Source organism: Egibacteraceae bacterium, from assembly GCA_035540635.1.
Lineage (GTDB): Bacteria > Actinomycetota > Nitriliruptoria > Euzebyales > Egibacteraceae > DATLGH01.
On record DATLGH010000045.1, the window covers coordinates 48,551 to 68,169 of the forward strand.

21 protein-coding genes, 2 tRNA genes and 1 pseudogene are annotated in these 19,619 nt (G+C 71.9%); 14 read left to right on the forward strand and 10 right to left on the reverse strand.

The features are described 5' to 3' along the window. Positions 1–2 precede the first annotated feature (2 nt). Both VM324_07740 and VM324_07745 read right to left on the reverse strand, forming a co-directional pair. A complete protein-coding gene (locus tag VM324_07740; GenBank protein HVL99169.1) occupies positions 3–458 on the reverse strand; it encodes a DUF4235 domain-containing protein in 456 nt (151 codons plus the stop codon). Next, positions 428–877 (reverse strand): phage holin family protein, encoded by a 450-nt coding sequence (locus VM324_07745; GenBank protein HVL99170.1) that lies wholly within the window; start codon positions 875–877, stop codon positions 428–430. Before VM324_07745 ends, VM324_07740 begins: the two co-directional genes overlap by 31 nt. Positions 878–1,184: 307 nt before the next feature. Between VM324_07745 and VM324_07750 the strand changes: the two genes are divergently transcribed. Continuing rightward, positions 1,185–2,117 carry a sigma-70 family RNA polymerase sigma factor gene (locus VM324_07750; GenBank protein HVL99171.1) on the forward strand — a complete coding sequence of 311 codons (933 nt, stop codon included), beginning with the start codon at positions 1,185–1,187 and terminating at the stop codon, positions 2,115–2,117. A 25-nt stretch (positions 2,118–2,142) separates the two neighbouring features. Here VM324_07750 and VM324_07755 read toward each other — a convergent pair whose 3' ends face one another. The 3 genes from VM324_07755 to VM324_07765 all read right to left on the reverse strand — a co-directional run bounded on the left by VM324_07755 (position 2,143) and on the right by VM324_07765 (position 4,259). Beyond that, positions 2,143–3,252: a hypothetical protein gene (locus VM324_07755; protein HVL99172.1), complete on the reverse strand. Its 1,110-nt coding sequence runs from the start codon at positions 3,250–3,252 to the stop codon at positions 2,143–2,145. 102 nt (positions 3,253–3,354) lie between these two features. Further along, complete coding sequence (locus tag VM324_07760) at positions 3,355–3,741, reverse strand: VOC family protein (GenBank protein ID HVL99173.1); 387 nt, start codon at positions 3,739–3,741, stop codon at positions 3,355–3,357. A gap of 8 nt (positions 3,742–3,749) precedes the next feature. Next, a complete protein-coding gene (locus VM324_07765; GenBank protein ID HVL99174.1) occupies positions 3,750–4,259 on the reverse strand; it encodes a GNAT family protein in 510 nt (169 codons plus the stop codon). A gap of 87 nt (positions 4,260–4,346) precedes the next feature. Here VM324_07765 and VM324_07770 point away from each other — a divergent pair, with 87 nt between their 5' ends. From VM324_07770 to VM324_07805, 8 genes are all read left to right on the forward strand, one after another. After that, positions 4,347–5,423, forward strand: coding sequence for a 3-isopropylmalate dehydrogenase (locus tag VM324_07770; protein HVL99175.1), 1,077 nt, complete (start codon positions 4,347–4,349; stop codon positions 5,421–5,423). A gap of 5 nt (positions 5,424–5,428) precedes the next feature. Beyond that, on the forward strand, positions 5,429–6,349 hold the full coding sequence (locus VM324_07775) for a branched-chain amino acid transaminase (protein ID HVL99176.1): 921 nt from the start codon (positions 5,429–5,431) through the stop codon (positions 6,347–6,349). A gap of 295 nt (positions 6,350–6,644) precedes the next feature. Beyond that, entirely contained in the window at positions 6,645–8,351 is a 1,707-nt protein-coding gene (gene cimA / locus VM324_07780; GenBank protein ID HVL99177.1) for a citramalate synthase, read from the forward strand. 155 nt (positions 8,352–8,506) lie between these two features. Next, positions 8,507–9,316 (forward strand): fumarylacetoacetate hydrolase family protein, encoded by an 810-nt coding sequence (locus tag VM324_07785; protein ID HVL99178.1) that lies wholly within the window; start codon positions 8,507–8,509, stop codon positions 9,314–9,316. Positions 9,317–9,361: 45 nt separating this feature from the next. Next, on the forward strand, positions 9,362–10,882 hold the full coding sequence (locus VM324_07790; protein HVL99179.1) for a glutamate--tRNA ligase family protein: 1,521 nt from the start codon (positions 9,362–9,364) through the stop codon (positions 10,880–10,882). Between the two features lie 60 nt (positions 10,883–10,942). Then, positions 10,943–11,014 (forward strand) — tRNA-Gln (locus tag VM324_07795). Positions 11,015–11,042: 28 nt separating this feature from the next. After that, a tRNA-Glu gene (locus VM324_07800) sits at positions 11,043–11,115 on the forward strand. A 174-nt stretch (positions 11,116–11,289) separates the two neighbouring features. After that, positions 11,290–11,490 carry a hypothetical protein gene (locus VM324_07805; GenBank protein HVL99180.1) on the forward strand — a complete coding sequence of 67 codons (201 nt, stop codon included), beginning with the start codon at positions 11,290–11,292 and terminating at the stop codon, positions 11,488–11,490. Between the two features lie 31 nt (positions 11,491–11,521). On the opposite strand, the gene VM324_07810 is transcribed toward VM324_07805, so the two are convergent. After that, positions 11,522–13,132: a peptide chain release factor 3 gene (locus tag VM324_07810; protein HVL99181.1), complete on the reverse strand. Its 1,611-nt coding sequence runs from the start codon at positions 13,130–13,132 to the stop codon at positions 11,522–11,524. A gap of 83 nt (positions 13,133–13,215) precedes the next feature. Here VM324_07810 and VM324_07815 point away from each other — a divergent pair, with 83 nt between their 5' ends. Both VM324_07815 and VM324_07820 read left to right on the forward strand, forming a co-directional pair. Then, positions 13,216–13,422, forward strand: a complete 207-nt coding sequence (locus VM324_07815; protein HVL99182.1) for a hypothetical protein — start codon at positions 13,216–13,218, stop codon at positions 13,420–13,422. Positions 13,423–13,438: 16 nt separating this feature from the next. Continuing rightward, complete coding sequence (locus tag VM324_07820; GenBank protein ID HVL99183.1) at positions 13,439–14,386, forward strand: ADP-ribosylglycohydrolase family protein; 948 nt, start codon at positions 13,439–13,441, stop codon at positions 14,384–14,386. Here the strand turns inward: VM324_07820 and VM324_07825 are convergent. Both VM324_07825 and VM324_07830 read right to left on the reverse strand, forming a co-directional pair. Continuing rightward, entirely contained in the window at positions 14,383–15,408 is a 1,026-nt protein-coding gene (locus VM324_07825) for a TerC family protein (protein HVL99184.1), read from the reverse strand. The genes VM324_07820 and VM324_07825 overlap by 4 nt on opposite strands. A gap of 61 nt (positions 15,409–15,469) precedes the next feature. Then, a complete protein-coding gene (locus VM324_07830) occupies positions 15,470–15,865 on the reverse strand; it encodes a hypothetical protein (protein ID HVL99185.1) in 396 nt (131 codons plus the stop codon). A gap of 143 nt (positions 15,866–16,008) precedes the next feature. On the opposite strand from VM324_07830, the pseudogene VM324_07835 reads away from it, so the two are divergent. Continuing rightward, positions 16,009–16,275: pseudogene (locus VM324_07835) on the forward strand (HU family DNA-binding protein). A gap of 244 nt (positions 16,276–16,519) precedes the next feature. Here VM324_07835 and VM324_07840 read toward each other — a convergent pair. Both VM324_07840 and cofC read right to left on the reverse strand, forming a co-directional pair. After that, positions 16,520–16,726: a hypothetical protein gene (locus VM324_07840; GenBank protein ID HVL99186.1), complete on the reverse strand. Its 207-nt coding sequence runs from the start codon at positions 16,724–16,726 to the stop codon at positions 16,520–16,522. Positions 16,727–16,781: 55 nt separating this feature from the next. Beyond that, entirely contained in the window at positions 16,782–17,423 is a 642-nt protein-coding gene (cofC, locus tag VM324_07845; protein ID HVL99187.1) for a 2-phospho-L-lactate guanylyltransferase, read from the reverse strand. Positions 17,424–17,485: 62 nt separating this feature from the next. Between cofC and VM324_07850 the strand changes: the two genes are divergently transcribed. Further along, on the forward strand, positions 17,486–18,511 hold the full coding sequence (locus tag VM324_07850) for an NAD(P)H-dependent glycerol-3-phosphate dehydrogenase (GenBank protein HVL99188.1): 1,026 nt from the start codon (positions 17,486–17,488) through the stop codon (positions 18,509–18,511). Then, positions 18,508–19,611, forward strand: coding sequence for a D-alanine--D-alanine ligase family protein (locus VM324_07855; protein HVL99189.1), 1,104 nt, complete (start codon positions 18,508–18,510; stop codon positions 19,609–19,611). The genes VM324_07850 and VM324_07855 overlap by 4 nt, the downstream gene beginning before the upstream one ends. Positions 19,612–19,619 lie beyond the last annotated feature (8 nt).

Sequence of the window (19,619 nt, forward strand, 5' to 3'; positions counted from 1 at the left end):
GGTCAGGCCATTGGTTCTTCGAGGCCGGGTGGCAGCGTCCCCGTCGCCTTCTGCCATCCGGCGGCGACCCCGCGGATGGCGACGAGCTTGGCGGCGCCCATGCCCGCGGCCATGGCCAGGGTCCACGCGAGCGCCGGCGCCCAACTCGTTCCGGGAGCCGCGGGATTGCCCGGCGGCTCCTCGTGGCGGGCAGCCTTCCACGCCGCCGCCATTGCCTTGCGCACGGCGAGGCCGGCTGCCACGCCCGCTCCTGCCGCAGCGAGCTTCCAGGCGATCTTCTCCATGGTCTGCCCCATCTGTGCCCGTGCTTCGACGGTCAGCCGGTCGAGGTCACGGCCCAGCCGCAGGCGGGCCTCCTGGACCGCGGCGACGTGCTCCGCGAGACCGTTGTGCGCTCCCGCCGCCTGCGCGGGCGGCGTCCGTGTCCCTATCGGTTGGCCAGGTGCGACTTCGCCCACGCCACGTCCTCCTCGACGTTGTGCTTGGTGGTGTCGAGGCTGACCGGGGTGGCGAGCTTGCGCTTGCCGATCAGCCCGAGAACCCCGCCGGCGACCAGCAGCACGACGCTGACGACGAGGGCGGCGGCCCAGCCCGGCAGCACGAGCGCGAGGGCCAGTCCGGCGGCCAGGAGCAGCCCCTGCAGCCCGAGCCAGCCGAGGATCGCCGTCCCGGCGAGCAGGCCCGCACCGGAGGCCTTGGCCTTGACGGACTCGGCGAGCTCGGCCTTCGCGAGCTCCACCTCGGCGCGTACGAGCGCGCTCGCGTCCTCTGCCACGGCTTTCGCCGCGGCACCGGCACCGATGGTCGGCTGCGAGTTGAACAGTCGGCGGACGCCCTGGAGTGGCTGCTCGAAGGGCTGCCGTGGTGACGCGGTCATCGCCGTCTTCTGCTCCCCGGTCGCGAATGTGAGCGCGGTAGCGCCTTTCCTCCCGAACGCGTACCCCCTGTGGGGGGTCCCCACACCGGACGGCGGCCCACCCCCACGCAGGCGCTACAGTGGATTCACCAACAAAGTGCTTGCCTGCACCGGGGAGGTTCGTCGTACCCTTGAGGCCGATTGTTCAGCGTGCGCCGCAGGGCCTCGACGGCACCCAGCGCACGATGACCCGCCGGTGCGGGGTCTCGCCCTTTGTGGTGGGAGGCCCCCCGCCCCCGCGCCTACCGAGGGGAAGGTGACTGCCGCCGTGCCACAAGTGGTCGAGGAGATGCCGCTGCATGACCACGTGCAGCTGTATCTGCGGGAGATGGCCCGCACCGCGCTGCTGACCGCGGAGGAGGAGGTCGACCTCGCCAAGCGCTACGAGGCGGGGTTGGAGGCCGAGCGGCTGCTCAGCGAGCGCAAGCGCACGACGCCGACGCGCCGACGGCAGCTCAATCAGGTCGACCGCGACGGCAAGCGCGCCAAGGAGCGCCTCGTGCAGGCCAACCTGCGGCTGGTCGTGTCGGTGGCCAAGCGCTACCAGGGCCAAGGACTGCCGCTCCTCGACCTCATCCAGGAGGGCAACCTCGGTCTCCTGCGTGCGGTGGAGAAGTTCGACTACCGTCGGGGCTACAAGTTCTCCACCTACGCGACATGGTGGATCCGCCAGGCCGTCGGTCGTGGGGTGGCCGACAAGGGCCGCACCATCCGCCTGCCCGTCCACATGATGGAGCGGGTCCGCCGCGCGCTGTCCATGCAGCGCGACCTCGCGGAGCAGTACGGTCGTGAGCCGTCCCTGGAGGAGCTCGCCAGCGAGCTCGGCGAGGAGGTCGAGCTCGTCGAGGAGCTGCTCACCTACGCGCGCACGCCGACGTCGCTCGAGACCCCGGTCGGCGAGGACGGCGACGCGGAGCTCGGCGACTTCATCGAGGACCGCAACGCCGACGACCCGCTCGAGGTCGCGGCGAAGGGGCTGGCCCGCAAGGAGCTCCTCGACGTCGTGGCGGGTCTGCCCGACCGGGAGCGCACGATCCTCGAGCTGCGCTTCGGACTGCTCGACGGCGAGGCGCGCACCCTCGACGACGTGGGCCGCTACTTCGGCCTCACCCGCGAGCGGATCCGCCAGCTCGAGGCGCGGGCGCTGTCGAAGCTGCGCCACCCCTCCCGGGGCCGCGCGCTGTCGGACACCGCCGCGTAGCGCTCGACGCGGGGGATTACCCGCGTCACGCCTTCCAGGCGGTGCGCAGGCTCTCGGGGAGCCCCCAGCGGCCGAGCGGTGTGAGCGCGCCGCTCCCGTCGAGGACCCCGAGAGCCGTCCACAGCTGGACGACGGTGTCGAGCCCGGCGAGCAGGATCTCCTCGTCCTCGGGGGTCAGGTCGGCGCCCTCCACCTCCGGGCAGCGGTCGATGAGCCCGAGCAGCGTCTCGGGGTCCGCGGGTTGTCCCACACCCGCCCGCACGAGCTCGATGACCGCACCGGCCCAGTCGGCCGGCTCGAGCGCCGCCCAGGCGCTCTCGGCGTCGGGGTCGAGCGGCAGCGCGCCGCGCGGCTCCACGACACCTGCGGCGAGCGTCAGCCACAGCTCCTCGTCGTCCTCCGGCGGCTCGTCGTCGTCGAGGCCTCCGGCGGCGAACAGCACGTCGTAGGGCCACTCTTCGTTGTCGGGGAGCCTGCGGAGCCCGCCGACGACCGCGCGCAGGGCAGCGTCGTCGCGTCGCCGTTCGAAGCCGGCCAGCGCTTCGGCGACGACCCCCCACGCCGAGCCCTCCGCCCGGGTCCAGGGCGGCTGCGCGACGGCCTGCTCGTCGGGGCGGTCGTCGGCCGCCGGCTCCTCGGCTGCGGTCCCGGGCTCGGCCTCGCCGGTCAGCTCGGTGTCGAGCACCTCGATGTCCTCGTCGTCCTCGGTCAGGCGCCCGTACTGGTCGGGGATCGTGCCCCAGCCGTACAGGGGCACCGGTGCCTGGGGGACCTCCCCGTACTCGTCGACGGGATCGACGTCGACCGACTCCACCCGGCACTCGTGCGTCCACCCCTCCCCGACGTCGAACACGTAGGTGAAGGGAGTGCCGAGGCGCAAACCCACCTCGCCGACGGTGACGTCGTCGCTGTCCTCGGCGTCGTCGTCGACGCCACCGGACACGAGGCGGCGGCCCTCGACGGTGAACTCGTGCGGCGGGGACAGGTCCCATCGTCCGAACGCCACGTCGACGGCCTCGGACAGGTCGGCGAACGAGTGGTCGGAGTGCATGAGCAACAGGCGTCCCGGAGGCCGGGCGAGGGGTTCGCCGCGGCGGCCGAGGAGCACCACCCGGAGGGTCATCCAGTCGGTCATGGTGCGCCTTCCGACAGCGGCGGGCATGGCTTCCGGCACGCTACTCCCTTCACGGGACACGTGCCCGGTGGGCGGCGGGTCGTCCCACGCCCCGCGACGCTCCTACTCGCGACGGCGCAGCGGGTGGTCGATCGGCGTCTCGACGATGACGAGCTCGAGGCCGTCGGGGTCGTGGACGCTGAGCTCGATGAGACCCCACGGCTTGCGCTCGGGCTCCGCCGCGATTGCGACGCCCTTGGCGGCCAGCTCCTCCCGGGCGGCGCGGGCGTCGACGACCTGCAGCCACAGACGCACGCCCGGGTCCGGCGTCGGCCCATTTGCGTTCTCGCTCAGCTCGAGGTAGCCGCCCCCGAGGAAGTACACGACGCCGCGGTGGGGGGCGTGCCCCCATTCGCGGTAGCGGACGAGGCCGATACGGTGCTCGTAGAAGGCCACGGACGCGTCGAGGTCGGAGGGCCGCAGCAGGACGCGGGACTGCAGGACGTGCATACCCGCCGCTAGTGCAGGTCGCGTTCGAGGAGGTCCATGAGCAGGCAGTCCTGCCACTGCCCGTCAGGGTTGCGCTCGTAGGAGCGCATCACGCCGACCTCGCGGAAGCCCACCCGCCGGTACGTGCGGATGGCCTTCACGTTGTCGACACTCGGATCGATCGTGAGCCGGTGGTGACCGCGGTCGTGAATGAGGTGGCGCGACAGCGTGCGCACCGCGTCGGTCCCGAGCCCCTTGCCGTGCCAGACGCTGTGGATGAAGACGTCGAGGCTCGCATGCCGGTAGGCGGGCGACGGCTCCTCGACGTACTGGATGGAGCCGACGACCTCGCCGTCTACCTCGATGACGTAGACGACGGTGTCCTCCGCCTCGATGATGTCGCGCCGGACCCGGTCGGCGTCGTAGCGGCCCCACCAGCGAGCCACCTCCGGATCAGCGAGGATCGCGGCGAGGACCTCGGCGTCCTCGGGCCGCACCCTGCGCAGGGTGGTCGCCGTGCCGTGCAGCACTGAAGTCATGGTCTCCTCTCGGCCCATCCTGCCAGATGCCGCACGCTTCGCCACCTGAGGGGTCGGCGTAGACTGCCCGTCCGAAAGGGAGGGCGCATGGGCAGGTACAGCCTGGCGGTGATCGCCGGCGACGGCGTCGGGCCGGAGGTCACCGCCCAGGCGTGCAAGGCGCTTCGGGCCGCGGGCGAGCGTTGGGGCTTCGTCGTCGACATCACCGCCTACGACGTCGGAGGCGAGCGTTACCTCCGCACGGGCGAGGTCCTGCCCGGCAGCGTGGAGACGGAGCTGCGCGGCCACGACGCCATCCTGCTCGGCGCGGTCGGCAGCCCCGACGTGCCCCCCGGTGTGCTCGAGCGCGGGCTGCTGCTGCGCCTGCGCTTCGCGTTCGACCAGTACGTGAACCTGCGTCCGGTCCGGCTGTACGAAGGCGTCCGCTCACCCGTTGCGGGTCTCGACGCCGACCGGTGCGACATGGTCATCGTGCGGGAGAACACCGAAGGCCTCTACGCCGGGGCCGGCGGTTCGGTATACCGGGGGACCCCACACGAGGTCGCCACCCAGGAGTCGCTCAACACCCGCAGGGGCGTGGAACGGGTCGTGCGTCACGCCATGAGCCGCGCAGCGACGCGGCGACGCCGGTTGACGCTGTGCCACAAGACGAACGTGCTCACCTACGCCGGGGACCTCTGGCAGCGCACGGTCGACGAGGTCGGCGCCGAGTTCCCCGACGTGACCGTCGACTACGTCCACGTCGACGCGGCCTGCCTCTACCTCGTCACCGCCCCGGAGCGCTTCGACGTGGTGGTGACCGACAACCTGTTCGGCGACATCATCACCGACCTCGGTGCGGCGGTGCAGGGCGGTCTCGGCCTGGCGGCCAGTGCCAACCTCAACCCCGAGCGCACGGCACCGAGCATGTTCGAGCCGGTGCACGGGTCCGCGCCCGACATCGCGGGGAAGGGATGGGCGAACCCCACCGCGGCGGTGCTCAGCGCCGCACTGTGCCTCGAGCATCTCGGGGAGCGGGAGGCGGCGACGGCCCTGGACCGCGCGGTCGCGTCGGTGCTGCCCGCGCTCGGCGCCATGGGCGGCCCGGAGATGGGATACTCGACGGAGCAGATCGGCGACCTCCTCGCGGAAGCGGTCGCGTCGCCTGCCGGCAAAGGAGCCTGAGGACCATGCCCATCCCTTCAGTCGACAAGATCTGGATGGACGGTGACCTCGTCGATTGGGAGGATGCGCAGGTCCACATCCTCACGCCGACGCTGCACTACGGGTGGGGCGTGTTCGAGGGCATCCGCGCCTACGCGACCCACCGTGGGCCTGCGATCTTCCAGCACCGCAGGCACATGGAGCGCCTGCACCGCTCCGCGCGGATCCTCCAGATGGAGGTGCCCTTCGGCGTCGACGAGCTCATGGAGGCCACCCGCGAGCTCATCCGCGTCAACGACGTCGAGTCCTGCTACATCCGCCCGCTCGTGTACCTGGGCTACGGCGAGATGGGCCTCAACCCCCTCCCGAGCCCGGTGCGGGTGTCGATCGCGATCTGGCCGTGGGGCACCTACCTCGGTGACGAGGGGCTGCAGAACGGGGTCAGGGCGAAGGTGTCGTCGTGGGTGCGCATCGGCACGAACATGATCCCGACCGGCACGAAGGCCTGTGGCGTGTACATCAACTCCTCCCTGGCCAAGGTCGAGGCGCTGAAGGCCGGCTACGACGAGGCCATCCTGCTCAACGAGCACGGCCACGTCGCCGAGGGCTCCGGCGAGAACGTCTTCGTGGTCCGCGACGGCACGCTGCTCACCCCGCCGCTCGCCGAGGGAGTGCTGCGCGGCATAACCCGCGACTCCGTGATCGAGCTGGCCACCGACCTCGACATCCCCTTCTCCGAGACGACGCTGCTGCGCCAGGACCTCTACCTCGCCGACGAGGCGTTCTACACCGGCACCGCCGCTGAGGTGGTGCCGATCCGCTCCGTCGACGACCGTGACATCGGGGCGCCAGGGCCGGTCACGAAGCAGCTGCAGGACCTCTTCTTCGACGTCGTGAAGGGCAAGAACGACCGGTACAAGCACATGGTCGACTACGTGCGGGAGTAAAGAGACCACACGCACCTGGCCCGCGTCCGCGGCTGCATCCCGCGGCTGCCGAGCGGCGCGCTTGTGCGGCCGACCGCGACCCGGCACACTCCAGGGGATGTTCGCCTCGCAGCTCGAGTCCGCGCGCCACCCGTCGGCGTGTTGCGGCGCGCGCGCCCGCATGGCGGCGACCATCATCATTGGACCGCTCCTGTAGGACCGGTTGCCCGTGCCGGCCCGCAGGAGCGGCGGCACGGAGCAGTGCCCCCGCCACCTCGCAGCCGGAGCGGGCAGCCCCCGAGAACAAGGTGGGCTCGTGGCTCGCAACCTCCTCGCAGCAGGGCTGCACGCACCGGTGGACGTCACGCCCGTGGACGTCTACGACACGACGTTGCGCGACGGCACGCAGCGCGAAGGCATCTCGCTCACCGTGGCCGACAAGCTGCGGGTCGCGGCGGAGATCGACTCGCTCGGTGTCAGCTACATCGAGGGTGGGTGGCCGGGTGCGAACCCAAAGGACACTGAGTTCTTCCGCCGGGTGGCCGCGGGCGAGCTGCAGCTGCGCCGCGCCGTGCTCACCGCCTTCGGCATGACCCGCCGCCCGGGTGGCGCGGCGGGGAACGACCCGACCCTCGCTGCGCTGCTCGAGGCCGCGACGCCGGTCGTGTGCCTCGTCGGCAAGTCCGACATCCTTCACGTCACCGAGGCGCTCGGGACGACGGCGGAGGAGAACCTCGCCATGGTCGCCGACTCCGTGCGCCTGCTGCGGCGTGAGGGGCGCCGGGTGTTCTTCGACGCCGAGCACTTCTTCGACGGCCATGCGCGCGACCCGTCCTACGCGCTGGAGGTGCTCGCCGCGGCGGCCGGCGCCGGCGCCGAGTGCGTCGTGCTGTGCGACACGAACGGCGGGGCCCTGCCCGACCGGGTCGAGGCCGTCGTTCGCGAGGTCGTCGGTGTCCTCGGCGACACCCAGGTGGGCGTGCATGTGCACAACGACACCGACTGCGCCGTCGCCAACTCGCTCGTGGCGGTGCATGGAGGCGCGACCCACGTGCAGGGCACCGTGAACGGCATCGGGGAGCGCTGCGGCAACGCGAACCTCATGTCGATCATCCCCAACCTCAAGGTCAAGCTCGGCATGGACGTCGTGGGCGACGACGACCTGCGGCGGCTGTCGCACGTCGCGCACGCCGTCGCGGAGGTGATGAACACCACGCCGGACCCCCACGCGCCGTACGTCGGCCACGCCGCCTTCGCGCACAAGGCCGGGCTGCACGTCTCGGCGCTGGCGAAGCGCGAGGACCTCTACCAGCACGTCGAGCCGGCCAGGGTCGGAAACGTTCTGCGGCTGCTCGTGAGCGAGCTCGCCGGACGCTCGACGGTCGTGCTGAAGGGCAGGGACTTCGGTCTCGATCTCACCGCCGACGGGGACGCGGTGAACCGCATCCTCGGCCGGGTCAAGGAGCTCGAGCACGCCGGCTATGCCTTCGAGGCGGCCGACGCCTCCTTCGAGCTGCTCGTCCGCAGCGAGATGGGCGAGGACGTGCATGCGTTCACGCTCGAGAGCTTCCGGATCATCGTCGAGCGGCGGGAGGACGGACGCATGGTCGCCGAGGCCACCATCAAGCTGTGGGTCCCGGGTGAGGGCGACGCCGGCGGGCGGGGATATCGGGGTGAGGGCGTCGCCGGAGGCGACGCCGGCGGGCGGGGATATCGGGGTGAGCGGCTCATCGGGACGGGTGAGGGCAACGGCCCCGTCGACGCGCTCGACCAGGCCTTCCGCGCCGCGGTGAACGGCCGGTTCCCCGGGCTCGCGAAGCTGCACCTCGCCGACTACAAGGCCCGCATCCTCGACTCGGACTCCGGCACCGCTGCGACGACCCGGGTACTGATCCGCTCGAGCAACGGCGAGCGCGAGTGGGACACCGTCGGCGTGTCGGCGAACGTGATCGAGGCGTCGTGGCTGGCCATGGCCGATGCGTACACCTACGGCCTGCGCGAGCAGCAGGACGCGGATGCGTGACCGGCCGCCACCGGGCGCTCGTCATCGCCGGCGCGGGACGTCGTACGCGCCTCCGTGTCCGAGGCGCCGCCACTGCCAAGCTCGGGGGCGCCACGGGAAGGGCCGTAGCGGTCGGCTAGGCTTCCGGGCGCGACCCCCGTGCAAGGAGCCGTGCCGTGCGCATCGTCCGTGTCTCGCGCCCTGACGGCCCCGAGTTCGGCGTGGTCCGCGACGGCCACGTCGTCCTCGTCGAGGGCCATCCATTCACCGAGTTCCGCCTCACGAACCAGGCAGCCGCACTCGACAAGGCTCGCCTCCTCGCGCCGATCATCCCCTCCAAGATCTTCTGCGTCGGCAAGAATTACGCCGACCACGCCGCCGAGATGGGTGGTGACGTGCCCGCGGAGCCGCTCGTCTTCTCGAAGCCGAGCACCGCGGTGATCGGACCGGGTGAGCCGGTGCGCCTGCCGGTGCTCTCCGGGGAGGTCCACCACGAGGCGGAGCTCGCGGTGGTGGTCGGGGTGCTCGCGAGGAAGGTGCCCGCCAAGCGGGCGCTCGGCTACGTGTTCGGCTACACCTGCGCGAACGACGTCACCGCTCGGGACCTGCAGGCCCGCGACGGCCAGTGGACGCGCGCGAAGGGCTTCGACTCCTTCTGCCCGCTCGGTCCCTGGATCGACACGGCGGTGGACCCCACCGACGGTCTGGCGGTGCGGTGTCGCGTCAACGGCGAGCTGCGCCAGGACGGCTCGACCGCCGACCTCGTGTTCGGGGTCGCCGAGCTCGTGGCGTACTGCTCGGCCTTCGCGACGTTGCTGCCGGGCGACGTCATCCTCACCGGCACGCCCGCCGGTGTCGGGCCGCTGGCGGACGGCGACACCGTCGAGGTCGAGATCGGCGGGCTCGGCTCCCTCGTCAACCCGGTGCAGGCCGAGCAGGCAGGGCTCGGCGAAGGCGGCGACGAGGCGGGTCGGGCCCCGCGTTAGCCTGTCGGTGCCCCGAGCCCTTCCCGCCCATCTCGAGAGAACCCCATGGCCCTCCCACGCGTCCGCATCGCGCCGGCTCCGAGCGGGTGGTTGCACGTAGGCAACGCCCGCACCGCCCTCTACAACTGGCTGCACGCACGGGGCAGCGGGGGGGCCTTCATCCTACGCGTGGAGGACACCGACGCCGACAGGGTCGCCCCGGAGGCCTACGAGGGCATCTACGAGGCCTTGCGGTGGCTCGGGCTGGACTGGGACGAGGGCCCCGGGCGCGGCGGTCCCCACGGCCCCTACCTGCAGAGCGAGCGCACGCCGCTGTACGCCGCGGTGACCGCCGCCCTGTTGCAGGCCGGCTACGCGTACGACGCCTACGAGACCCCCGAGGAGCTGGAGGCGGACCGCCGCGCGGCGCAGGCGCAGGGTCGCCCGCCCGGCTATTCCGGCGCACAGCGCGACCTCGACCAGGAGCTGCGGGAGGCCTACCTGGCCGAGGGCCGGCAGCCGGTCGTGCGCCTTTGCACCCCCGACGATGGTGAGGTGTCCTTCGAGGACCGCATCCGTGGACCGATCACGTTCGCGTGGAAGGACGTCTCCGACTTCATCATCCAGCGCGCCGACGGCTCGCCGACGTACTTCCTCGCCAACGCCGTCGACGACCTCGCGATGGGCATCACGCTCGTCGCCCGGGGCGAGGACCTCCTTTCCGCCACGCCCCGCCAGCTGCTCGTCTACGACGCCGTGCTCGAGGGCGGCCTGCTCGACCGGCTGCTGGCCGAAAACGCGTTTCCGCCCCGCCCCGCCGACGCGGAGATTCCCGCCTTCGCACACCTGCCGCTGCTCGTCGGCGAGGACCGCAAGCCGCTGTCGAAGCGGCACGGCGCCGTCGCCGTCGACGAGTTCCGCCGCCAGGGCTTCCTGCCCGACACCATGGTGAACTTCCTCGCCCTGTGCGGGTGGAGCTACGACGACCGCAGGGAGCGCTTCGAGCGTGAGGAGCTCACGGAGAAGTTCTCGTTCGACCGCGTGGGTCGCAACCCCGCGTTCTTCGACACGACGAAGCTGCGCAACATGAACGGAGAGCGGATCAAGGAGCTCTCCGACAGCGCGCTCGCCGAGCTCCTCGTGCCCTATCTCAACGCGGAAGGCCTCGTGGGGCTGCCGGCGACGCCCGAGGAGCAGCGACTGCTGCTCGCCCTCGCCCCCCTCCTCCGCGAGCGCATCCAGACGCTTGGCGAGGCGCTGCCGCTCGTGGCCTTCTGCTTCCGCGACGAGGTCGTCTTCGACGACGCCGCCGTCGCGAAGCATCTGAAAGGCCGCGCCGGCGAGGTCCTCGACGCCGCCGCGTCGGCCCTCGAGGCGGGGGGGGAGTGGTCCGCCGAGGCGATCATGGAGGCGCTCGACGGCGTGGCCGAATCGCTCGGGCTCGGACGCGGCAAGACCTTCCAGCCCGTGCGGGTGGCCGTCGCCGGGGCTGCGGTCAGCCCCCCGCTGCCCGAGACGCTCGCCCTGCTCGACCGCGCCGTCGTCGTGGACCGAATCCGGGCCGCCCGCAAGCGCGTCGCCGGGTGACCACCGTCCGACGGGGCGTTTGAAGGCGCCGTGAGCCGCTGCTACCGTGGGGGCCGCCCTTCGGGGGTGGTGTAATCGGTAACACGACTGGTTCTGGTCCAGTTATTGAGGGTTCGAGTCCTTCCCCCCGAGCGAGGGTGTCTGGCATAGACGCCCTTCTGGTCCCGTCGTCTAGCGGCCAAGGACGCCGCCCTCTCAAGGCGGTAACGCGGGTTCAAATCCCGTCGGGACTACTCAGTGACAAGGTCAGCAGGACCTCGGCTTTCCCAGGGCCCAACCGCTGCGGTTCGTAACGACGCAGGGTACGAGCGTCGCACCAGCCGGACCGGCGCAGAGGAGCGGCCCGGCGTTTGTGGACGACGGCGTCGGGCAGCATCGGCGGACCGCCCTACGACTGGAGCAGACCCATGTCTGATGCACCCCGCAACGAGGAGGACGTCGAGGAGCTACGCGACGCCGCGCGGGAGCTCGGCGTCGACCGCACCGAGGACAAGGACGCGGACGATCTGCTCGAGGCGGCGCAGCGGGCCCAGGGCGATTCGACGTCGTCGCCGACGAACCCCGACTGGCAGAAGGACGGCCCCCGCGACGACGTCGCGGGCGCGTAGCACCCGACAGGACTCGCTTCCGGAGTGGCCGTCAGCGGCGGCGCAAGCCCAACTCGGCGAACGTAACGTCCGGAAGGTCCTCGCGGGCCCACCGCAGGGCGTGCTCGGAGGCGAACAGCACGAGCGTGCGGCCCGCGGCGTCCTCGACGAGGGCGGTCCCGCGCTGGGCGCGAACGCGGCCCGCGTCGGCGAAGTCGATCTGGCGGGCGAGCTCCCACGGGGCTGGCGACAGCGTGACGTCACAGCCGAACTCGTTGGCCATCCGGTACTGCGCGACCTCGAACTGCAGCCGGCCGACGCCGGCAAAGATCGGCTCCTGGTCGCCGAAGTCGGGCCGGCGCAGCACCTGCACCACGCCCTCCTCGGCAAGCTCGACGAGCCCCGCGCGGAACTGCTTGTACCGGGTGGAGTCCCGGTTGCGCACGGTCGCGAAGACCTCGGGGGAGAAGGTCGGGATCGGGGGGAAAGCCACTGGCGGGCCGTCGTAGAGGGTGTCACCGACCTGCAACCCCGTCGCGTTCACCACGCCGACGATGTCGCCGGGCACCGCCTCGTCGACGGTCTGCCGGTCGCGGGCGAAGAGCTGGTGGGCGTAGCGGAGCTGGTAGCGGCGGCCGGTGCGCGCGAGCGTCGCGGTCATCCCGCGGGAGAACCGCCCGCTGTTGACGCGGACGAAGGCGATGCGGTCGCGGTGACGCGGGTCCATGTTCGCCTGCACCTTGAAGACCATGCCGCTGAAGGGGGCGTCGAGGGGCCGCACCCCCCCCGGGTTCGCGGTCGGCTGCGGGGCGGGAGGGGGGGCGAGCTCCGCGAAGCCCTCGAGCAGCAGGCGCACCCCGAAGTTCGCGAGGGCGCTGCCGAAGTACACGGGCGTCTGGCGGCCGGAGCGGAACGCTGCGATGTCGAGCCAACGCTCGTCGGCGTCGAGCAGCTCCACCTCCTCCATCGCCTCGGCCCACCGGTCGGGGGGGCACGCCCCGACCTCCGCCTTCTCGAGCGGGACGCGCTCCTCCTCGCCGACCGTGGACCCGTGCGCGGTGCGGTCGAACCGGACGAGCTCACCCGCGGACCGGTGGACGATGCCGGCGAAGTCCGCGCCGTCGGCCACCGGCCACGTCATAGGGACGGGCTCGAGACCGATCCGCTCGCCGATCTCGTCGAGCAGACCGAGGGGCGGCAGCCCGGGACGGTCGCACTTGTTCACGAACGTGACGATCGGCAGCCCGCGCTCGTGGCACACCCCGAAGAGCTTGAGCGTCTGCGGTTCCAGGCCCTTCGCGCTGTCGAGCACCATCACCGCGGCATCGGCTGCGCACAGCGTCCGGTAGGTGTCCTCGCTGAAGTCGGCGTGGCCGGGAGTGTCGAGCAGGTTGAAGTGCCATCCGCCGTAGGTGAAGTGCAGCACGGTGGAGGAGATCGAGATCCCTCGCTGGCGTTCGAGCTCCATCCAGTCGCTCGTGGTGGACCGGGCGACCTTGCGGGACTGGACCGCGCCGGCCTCGTGCACCGCCCCCGAGTAGAGCAGCAGCTTCTCCGTCAGTGTCGTCTTGCCCGCGTCGGGATGGCTGATGATCGCGAACGTGCGGCGGCGCTCGACCTCGCGGAGCAGGGCAGGGTCGGCTACCGGGAGCTCGGGGGGCATGAGGCCCAGCGTAGTCGGCCACCGTGGGCTGCGCCCGTCGCCCTGCTCCGCGGTGGCAACCGGGCGAGAGTAGGCTTGCGCGCGTGAACGCCGACGCGAGCACCCCCCGGGTCCTGCCGACCGAGTTCGGGGCCCTCGTGCTCACCGCGTACGACGGCGAGGAACGCACCTTCGCCACGCAGGCCGCCGACCCGGGCGAGCGCTGCTGGCGGTGCGACACGCCGGCGCGGGGGCCGCTCGACGACGCCGGGCTCTGCGGTCCGTGCGGCGCCGACCTGCGCGGTCCCTGACGGGGGAGCCCGCCTCGTGGGAGCCGACACCAGCCGTGCACGGTTTCGTGGATGCCTGCTCGGCCTGGCCGTCGGTGACGCGCTCGGTGCGCCTTTCGAGGGCCGGACGAGGGTCGACCCGCCCGCGTTCGACCGGTGGGCGGACGCCCCACAGCCGCTGCGCTGGACCGACGACACGGCCATGAGCGTCGGCGTGGCGCAGTCCCTCGTGGAGTGCCGCGGTTTCGACGGCGCCCACATGGCCGAGACCCTCGCCGGCGTCTACGAGGCTGAGCCGTGGCGTGGCTACGGCAGCGGGCCGCCGGAGGTCTTCGCTGCTCTGCGCCGCGGCGCCGCCTGGACCGAGGCCGCGGCCGGACTGTTCGGCGGCGACGGGTCCTTCGGCAACGGCGGCGCGATGCGCGCAGCCCCGGTCGGGCTCGTCGCCGCTGACCGCGCGGAGGCCGTGCGCCTCGCTCACGACCAGGCCGCGATCACCCATGCGCACGCGCTCGGGCGGCAGGGGGCCGCCGTCCAGGCGGTCGCGGTCGCGTGGGCGGCGCAGGCCCCTGGCGACGCGGATCCCCGCGGCGTCCTCGGCGAGGTGCGGTCCGCGGCCACCGCGCCGCCACTCGTCGCGGCGCTCGACCGCCTGGCCGCCCTTGGGCCCGACGCGTCGCCGACGTCGGTCGCTGCGGCGCTCGGCAACGGCGTCGCCGCGGTGGAGGCGGTCCCCGCGGCACTGGCGGCCTTCCTCCGCCACCCCCGCTCGCTGCCGGAGGTCGTGCGGACAGCGGTCCTCATCGGCGGCGACACCGACACTGTCGCGGCCATGGCGGGGGCCGTGGCCGGTGCGCTGCTCGGCGAGCACGCCGTTCCGGACCGATGGCGGACCCGCCTCGAGGGTGCCGACCACCTCGTGGCGCTTGCCGACCGCCTCCTGGACCTGCGGGAAGGGCGCGGGAGCGGCGTCGCGGACGTCTAGGGCTGGTCCCCGCGCGGACGCTCGGGGGAGGGCTGGTGCTCCCGCCGGCGTGACGAGAGCGGCCCGATGCCCGCCGGTGGGAACCCTTCGCCAGTCGGTCCGGCTCGCAGGCTGGCGCCGATCGTGACGGTGAGCACCGTGGCGATCACCGCGAGGCTTTGGAGGGGCGTCGGGTGGTAGATCGCCTCGATGTTCTCGGTGAAGAGCTTGACGCCGACGTAGCCGAGGATGACGGCCAGGCCGGTCTTGAGATAGCGCAACCGGTCGGCGACGCCCGCGAGCAGGAAGTACAGCGCGCGCAGCCCCATGATCGCGAAGACGTTCGAGGTGAGGACGATGAACGGATCGCGTGTGATGGCGAAGATCGCCGGGATGGAATCCATCGCGAAGATGAGGTCGGTGAACTCCACGAGGATGAGCACCACGAACATCGGCGTGGCGAGCAGGCGCCCGTTCTCGCGCACGAAGAAGCGGTCGCCGCGGTAGTCCGCGGTCGTCGGCAGGATGCGCTGGATCCGCTGGAAGATCGGGGAGGACGAGACGTCCGGATGCTCGTTGCGCTCGCGGAAGGTCCGCACCGCCGCGTAGATGAGGAAGGCGCCGAACAGGTAGAGCAGCCACTCGAAGCGCTCGATCAGCGCGACGCCCGCGAAGATGAGGATCGTGCGCATGACGATCGCGCCGAGCACGCCGTAGAACAGCACCCGGTGCTGGAGCTCCTTCGGCACCGCCAACGCCGAGAAGATGAGCAGGAACAGGAAGACGTTGTCGACCGAGAGCGACTTCTCGATGACGTAACCGGTGAAGTACTCGACGACGGGGTTGCCCGTCCCCGTGCCCTCATGGAACTGGGGGATGAGCAGGCCGAAGATGATCGAGACGCCGATCCAGATGACCGTCCACGTCGCCGCCTCGCGGATGGTCACCGCATGGGTGTCGCGGTGGACGACGAGCAGGTCGATCGCGAGCAGCACGATGACGATTGCGGCGAAGGCGCCGTAGAGCAGCGGATCGGCGATCACTGCGCTGGTGTCTCCTGCGGGGGCCGCCGGCAATCCTGCGGGAAGGGGGAGAAGACCGCCGTCAGCGGCGGCTGCGGAGGGCTGCCCGGCCCGCCGAGGAGACGAGCACGCCGATGGCGACGAGGCTCACGGCGATCGGCACGAGCTCGAACGGTCCCCGAAACGGTGGTCCGGCGGTTGCGGCGAGGGCGATGCCGTTGACGACGAGCGCCACCGGCCACGCCCAGGACGCCTGGGTGAACGCACCGTACGCGACCACGGCGTAGAGGACCGCGCCGACCGCGAGGCCGATGGCGACCGGCAGCACGACCCGTCCGACCTCGACGAAGGGCACGGCGACGTCGAGGTGGGCGAGCGACATGATGGTCGCCCCGACGACGCCGGCGACGGCGAGCCACCCGACCGCCGTGGCGGCGGGTGGGCGCGTGCGGGAGGTGGTGTCAGAAGTCGTGATCACCCTTCCTATCCTACTGGCGCACAGGATCGTTGATTCCTGGCCGTCGAGTCCGTAGCGTCTCGCTGCATACCGCGTCGGGCCATGGCGGCTCGACTTCGCTCGGGCCGACAGGCGCCGGGCCGGCCAACGAGGAGGCATGCGGCGTGAACAAGCGTGAACTGGTCGAGTCCATCGCCGAGCAGGTCGACGCGTCGAGGAAGCAGGTGGAGGACGTCCTCGACCGCTTCATCGATACGATCGGTTCGACCCTCAAGAAGGGCGAGAAGGTCGCGCTGACCGGCTTCGGCGCCTTCGAGGCGCGACAGCGTGCCGCCCGCACAGGTCAGAACCCCCAGACCGGCGAGAAGATGCGCATCGCCGCCACGGTGGTGCCGGCGTTCAAGGCCGGTGCGGGGCTGCGGGAAACCGTCGCCGGCGGCGCGAAGAAGGCCGGCGCCAAGAAGGCCGGAGCGAAGAAGGCCGGAGCGAAGAAGGCTGGAGCGAAGAAGGCTGGAGCGAAGAAGGCTGCGGCGAAGAAGGCTGCGGCCAAGAAGGCTGCCCCGGCGAAGAAGGCTGCGGCGAAGAAGGCCACGAAGAAGGCTGCCCCGAAGAAGACCGCGAAGAAGGCTGCGAAGAAGAGCTGAGCGCGGCCGGCCCGAAGCGCCGCGCCGGCGCTCAGAGGCTGACGATGTTCAGTCCCCGCACCCGCGGCCGCCCGCCCTCGTCGTCGATCTGGAAGCGGACCCGCTGCCCGAGCCGGAGCTCCAGCAGCCCTGACGCGGCGAAGGTCTCCGCGTCGATCGGCAGCTCGTCCTGGTTGTCGAGAAGCACCGTCCCAGTGCTCGTCTCGACGTCGAAGTGCTTCACCGTGCCCTGGGGCATGCCCGTGCTCCTCGCTGACAAGTGACGGCAAGACGGCAGAAGACTACGCGCGGCGTCATCCGGCTGACAATCCGGGGACGAAGCGGGCGATGCGCCGGTCACGGCGCCCCGCTGCGCGGAGATCCTCGGCGGTGTCGACGTCGAGGGCGAGGCCCGCCCGACGGACGCGCAGCGCCTGAACGCCCGCCTGTCGCCCGGCCCGCAGGTGCGCGGCTGCCGAGCCCGCGCCGTAGAGGGTGGCGATAACCGCGCCGGGGCGCCGCAACAGCGCCGCGGTGCCTCCGTCGCGGGTGGGGCTGACGACGACGCAGGCGTCGTTGCCCCCCGCCCGGCACACGGCGTCGAGGTCGCCCGGTGCCGCGAGTGGTAGGTCGGCCGCCACGACAAGGGTCGCCGGAGCGCCCGCGGTCGCCCGGTCGGCAGTGGCCATGGCGGCCGGCAGGCCGGGAAGCGGTTCGAGGATCACGTCAGCGCGCAGCCGGCGAGCCAGGAGCGCGGCCGCCTCGTCGCCGGCGACGACGAGCACGTCGCCGAGCGACCTGGCTGCCCGGCAGGCGGCGAGGACCCGGCTGAGCATCCAGGCGGTCAGCTCCCGTCGCTGCGCCTGGTCGAGGTGGCCGGCCAGGCGGCTCTTCGCCTCGTCGAGCGCCTTGAGCGGGACGATCGCGATCGGCGCGTCTTCCCCCGTCAGGGACATGCCGGGAGGCTATACGCCGCCGTTACAATCGTGGGCAGTCGATGCCCGGGAGGACTCGCGCAGTGGGCAACATCGCGGTGATGGGCGCCGGGTCGTGGGGCACCGCGTTCGCGATGGTCTGCTGCGACGCCGGAGAGGACGTCGTGCTCTGGGCACGCCGTCAAAACGTGGCCGACGAGGTGGCCGGCGAGCATCGCAACACCTCCTACCTCGGGCATCTTCCGCTGCCCGAGGGCCTGCGGGCGACCGCCGACCCGGAGGAGGCCCTCGACGGGGCCGAAGTGGTCGTCGTGGCGGTGCCGAGCCACGCGCTGCGGGCCTCGCTGCAGCAGTGGTCTCCGGTCGTCCCGCGCACCGCCGTCTACGTGAGCCTCATCAAGGGCATCGAGCTCGACAGCCACCAGCGCGCGAGCCAGGTGATCCGCGAGGTCCTCGACCTGCCCTACGACCGCGTCGTCGTGCTTAGCGGGCCGAACCTCGCCCGCGAGTGCGCGCAGCGGCTGCCGAGCGGCAGCGTGGCGGCCGCCGCCGAGCCGGCGGTGGCCAAGCGCGTGCAGGCGATGAGCCACACCGACTACTTCCGGGTCTACACCAACCCCGACCTCGTGGGCGTGGAGCTCGCCGGGGCGGTGAAGAACCCCATGGCGCTCGCCGCCGGCATGGCCGACGGCATGGGGTTCGGTGACAACACCAAGGCGATGCTCGTCACCCGGGGGCTGGCCGAGATGACGCGTCTCGGCGTCGCGCAGGGCGGCAACCCCCTCACCTTCTCCGGGCTCGCGGGCATGGGCGACCTCGTCGCCACGTGCATGAGCAGCCACTCGCGCAACCGTCACGTCGGCGACCAGCTCGGCCGGGGCCGGTCGCTCGGCGAGGTGATCGCCGAGATGAACATGGTCGCCGAGGGCGTGAAGTCGTCGAAGGCGCTCGCGGAGATCGCAACCGCGCACGGCGTGGAGATGCCGATCCTCGAGCACGTGGTGAAGGTTGTCCACGAGGGCATGGACGTGCGCGACATGGTCCGCGCCCTCATGGGCCGGGAGCCGAAGGCGGAGTTTCACGGCCAGGGGACGGCGGTAGCCGGGTGACCGCGGCGCTCACCCGTGTGCTGGTGCTCTTCGGCGGCCGCTCCAGCGAGCACGAGGTCTCGTGCCTGTCCGCCCGCTCGGTGCTCTCCGCGCTCGACCGCAGCCGCTACCTCGTGACGACCGTCGGCATCACCCGCGACGGCCGCTGGACCCTGGTGGACGGCGTCGCCGACACCCCTGAGGGGGTGCTGCCCTCCGTGCCCGACGACGGCGACACCGTCGCCCTCGTCCCCACCCGAAAGGGTCCCCGGCTGGTGCGCTTCGCCGACGCGTTCGCCGGCGAGGAGCTCGGCCCGGTCGACGTGTGCTTCCCCGTCCTGCACGGACCGTACGGGGAGGACGGGACCGTGCAGGGGCTGCTCGCGAGCTACGGGGTGCCCTATGTCGGCGCCGACGTCGCATCGAGCGCCATCGGCATCGACAAGCGCCAGATGAAGAACGTGTTCACCGCCCGGGGTCTGCCGCAGGTCGCCTACCGCGCGGTGCGCCGGCGTGCGTGGGAGGAGGACCAAGCCGCGGTCGTCGCGCAGATCGAGGACGGCCTCGACTATCCGGTGTTCACGAAGCCGGCGCGGCAGGGGTCGTCCATCGGCATCTGCAGGTGCAGCGACCGCGGGCAGCTCGTCGCGGGCATCACCGAGGCGTTCTCCTACGACCGGGTCGCCGTCGTCGAGCAGGCCCTGGCGGGGGTGCGGGAGCTGGAGTGCGGCGTGCTCGGCAACGCCGACGTCGCGGTGACCCCGCCGGGGGAGGTCATCACGCATCACGAGTTCTACGACTTCACGGCGAAGTACCTCGACGCCGTCGACCTGCGCTGCCCCGCCGACGTGCCCGACGAGGTGCGCCGCATCTGCATGCACTACGCCCGCCGCGCCTACCTCGCGATCGGTGCGCGGGGCATGGCCCGCGTCGACTTCTTCTACGTCGAGGACGCCGGCCAGGTCTACGTCAACGAGATCAACACGATCCCGGGGTTCACGCCCGCCTCGATGTTCCCGGCGGTGTGGGCGGCCGTCGGCTGCGACTACTCCCAGCTGGTCAGCCGGCTGCTCGACCTCGCGCTCGAAGCGGCGCGCTGGGAGGCCCGCTACGCCCCCTGACAGCAGCG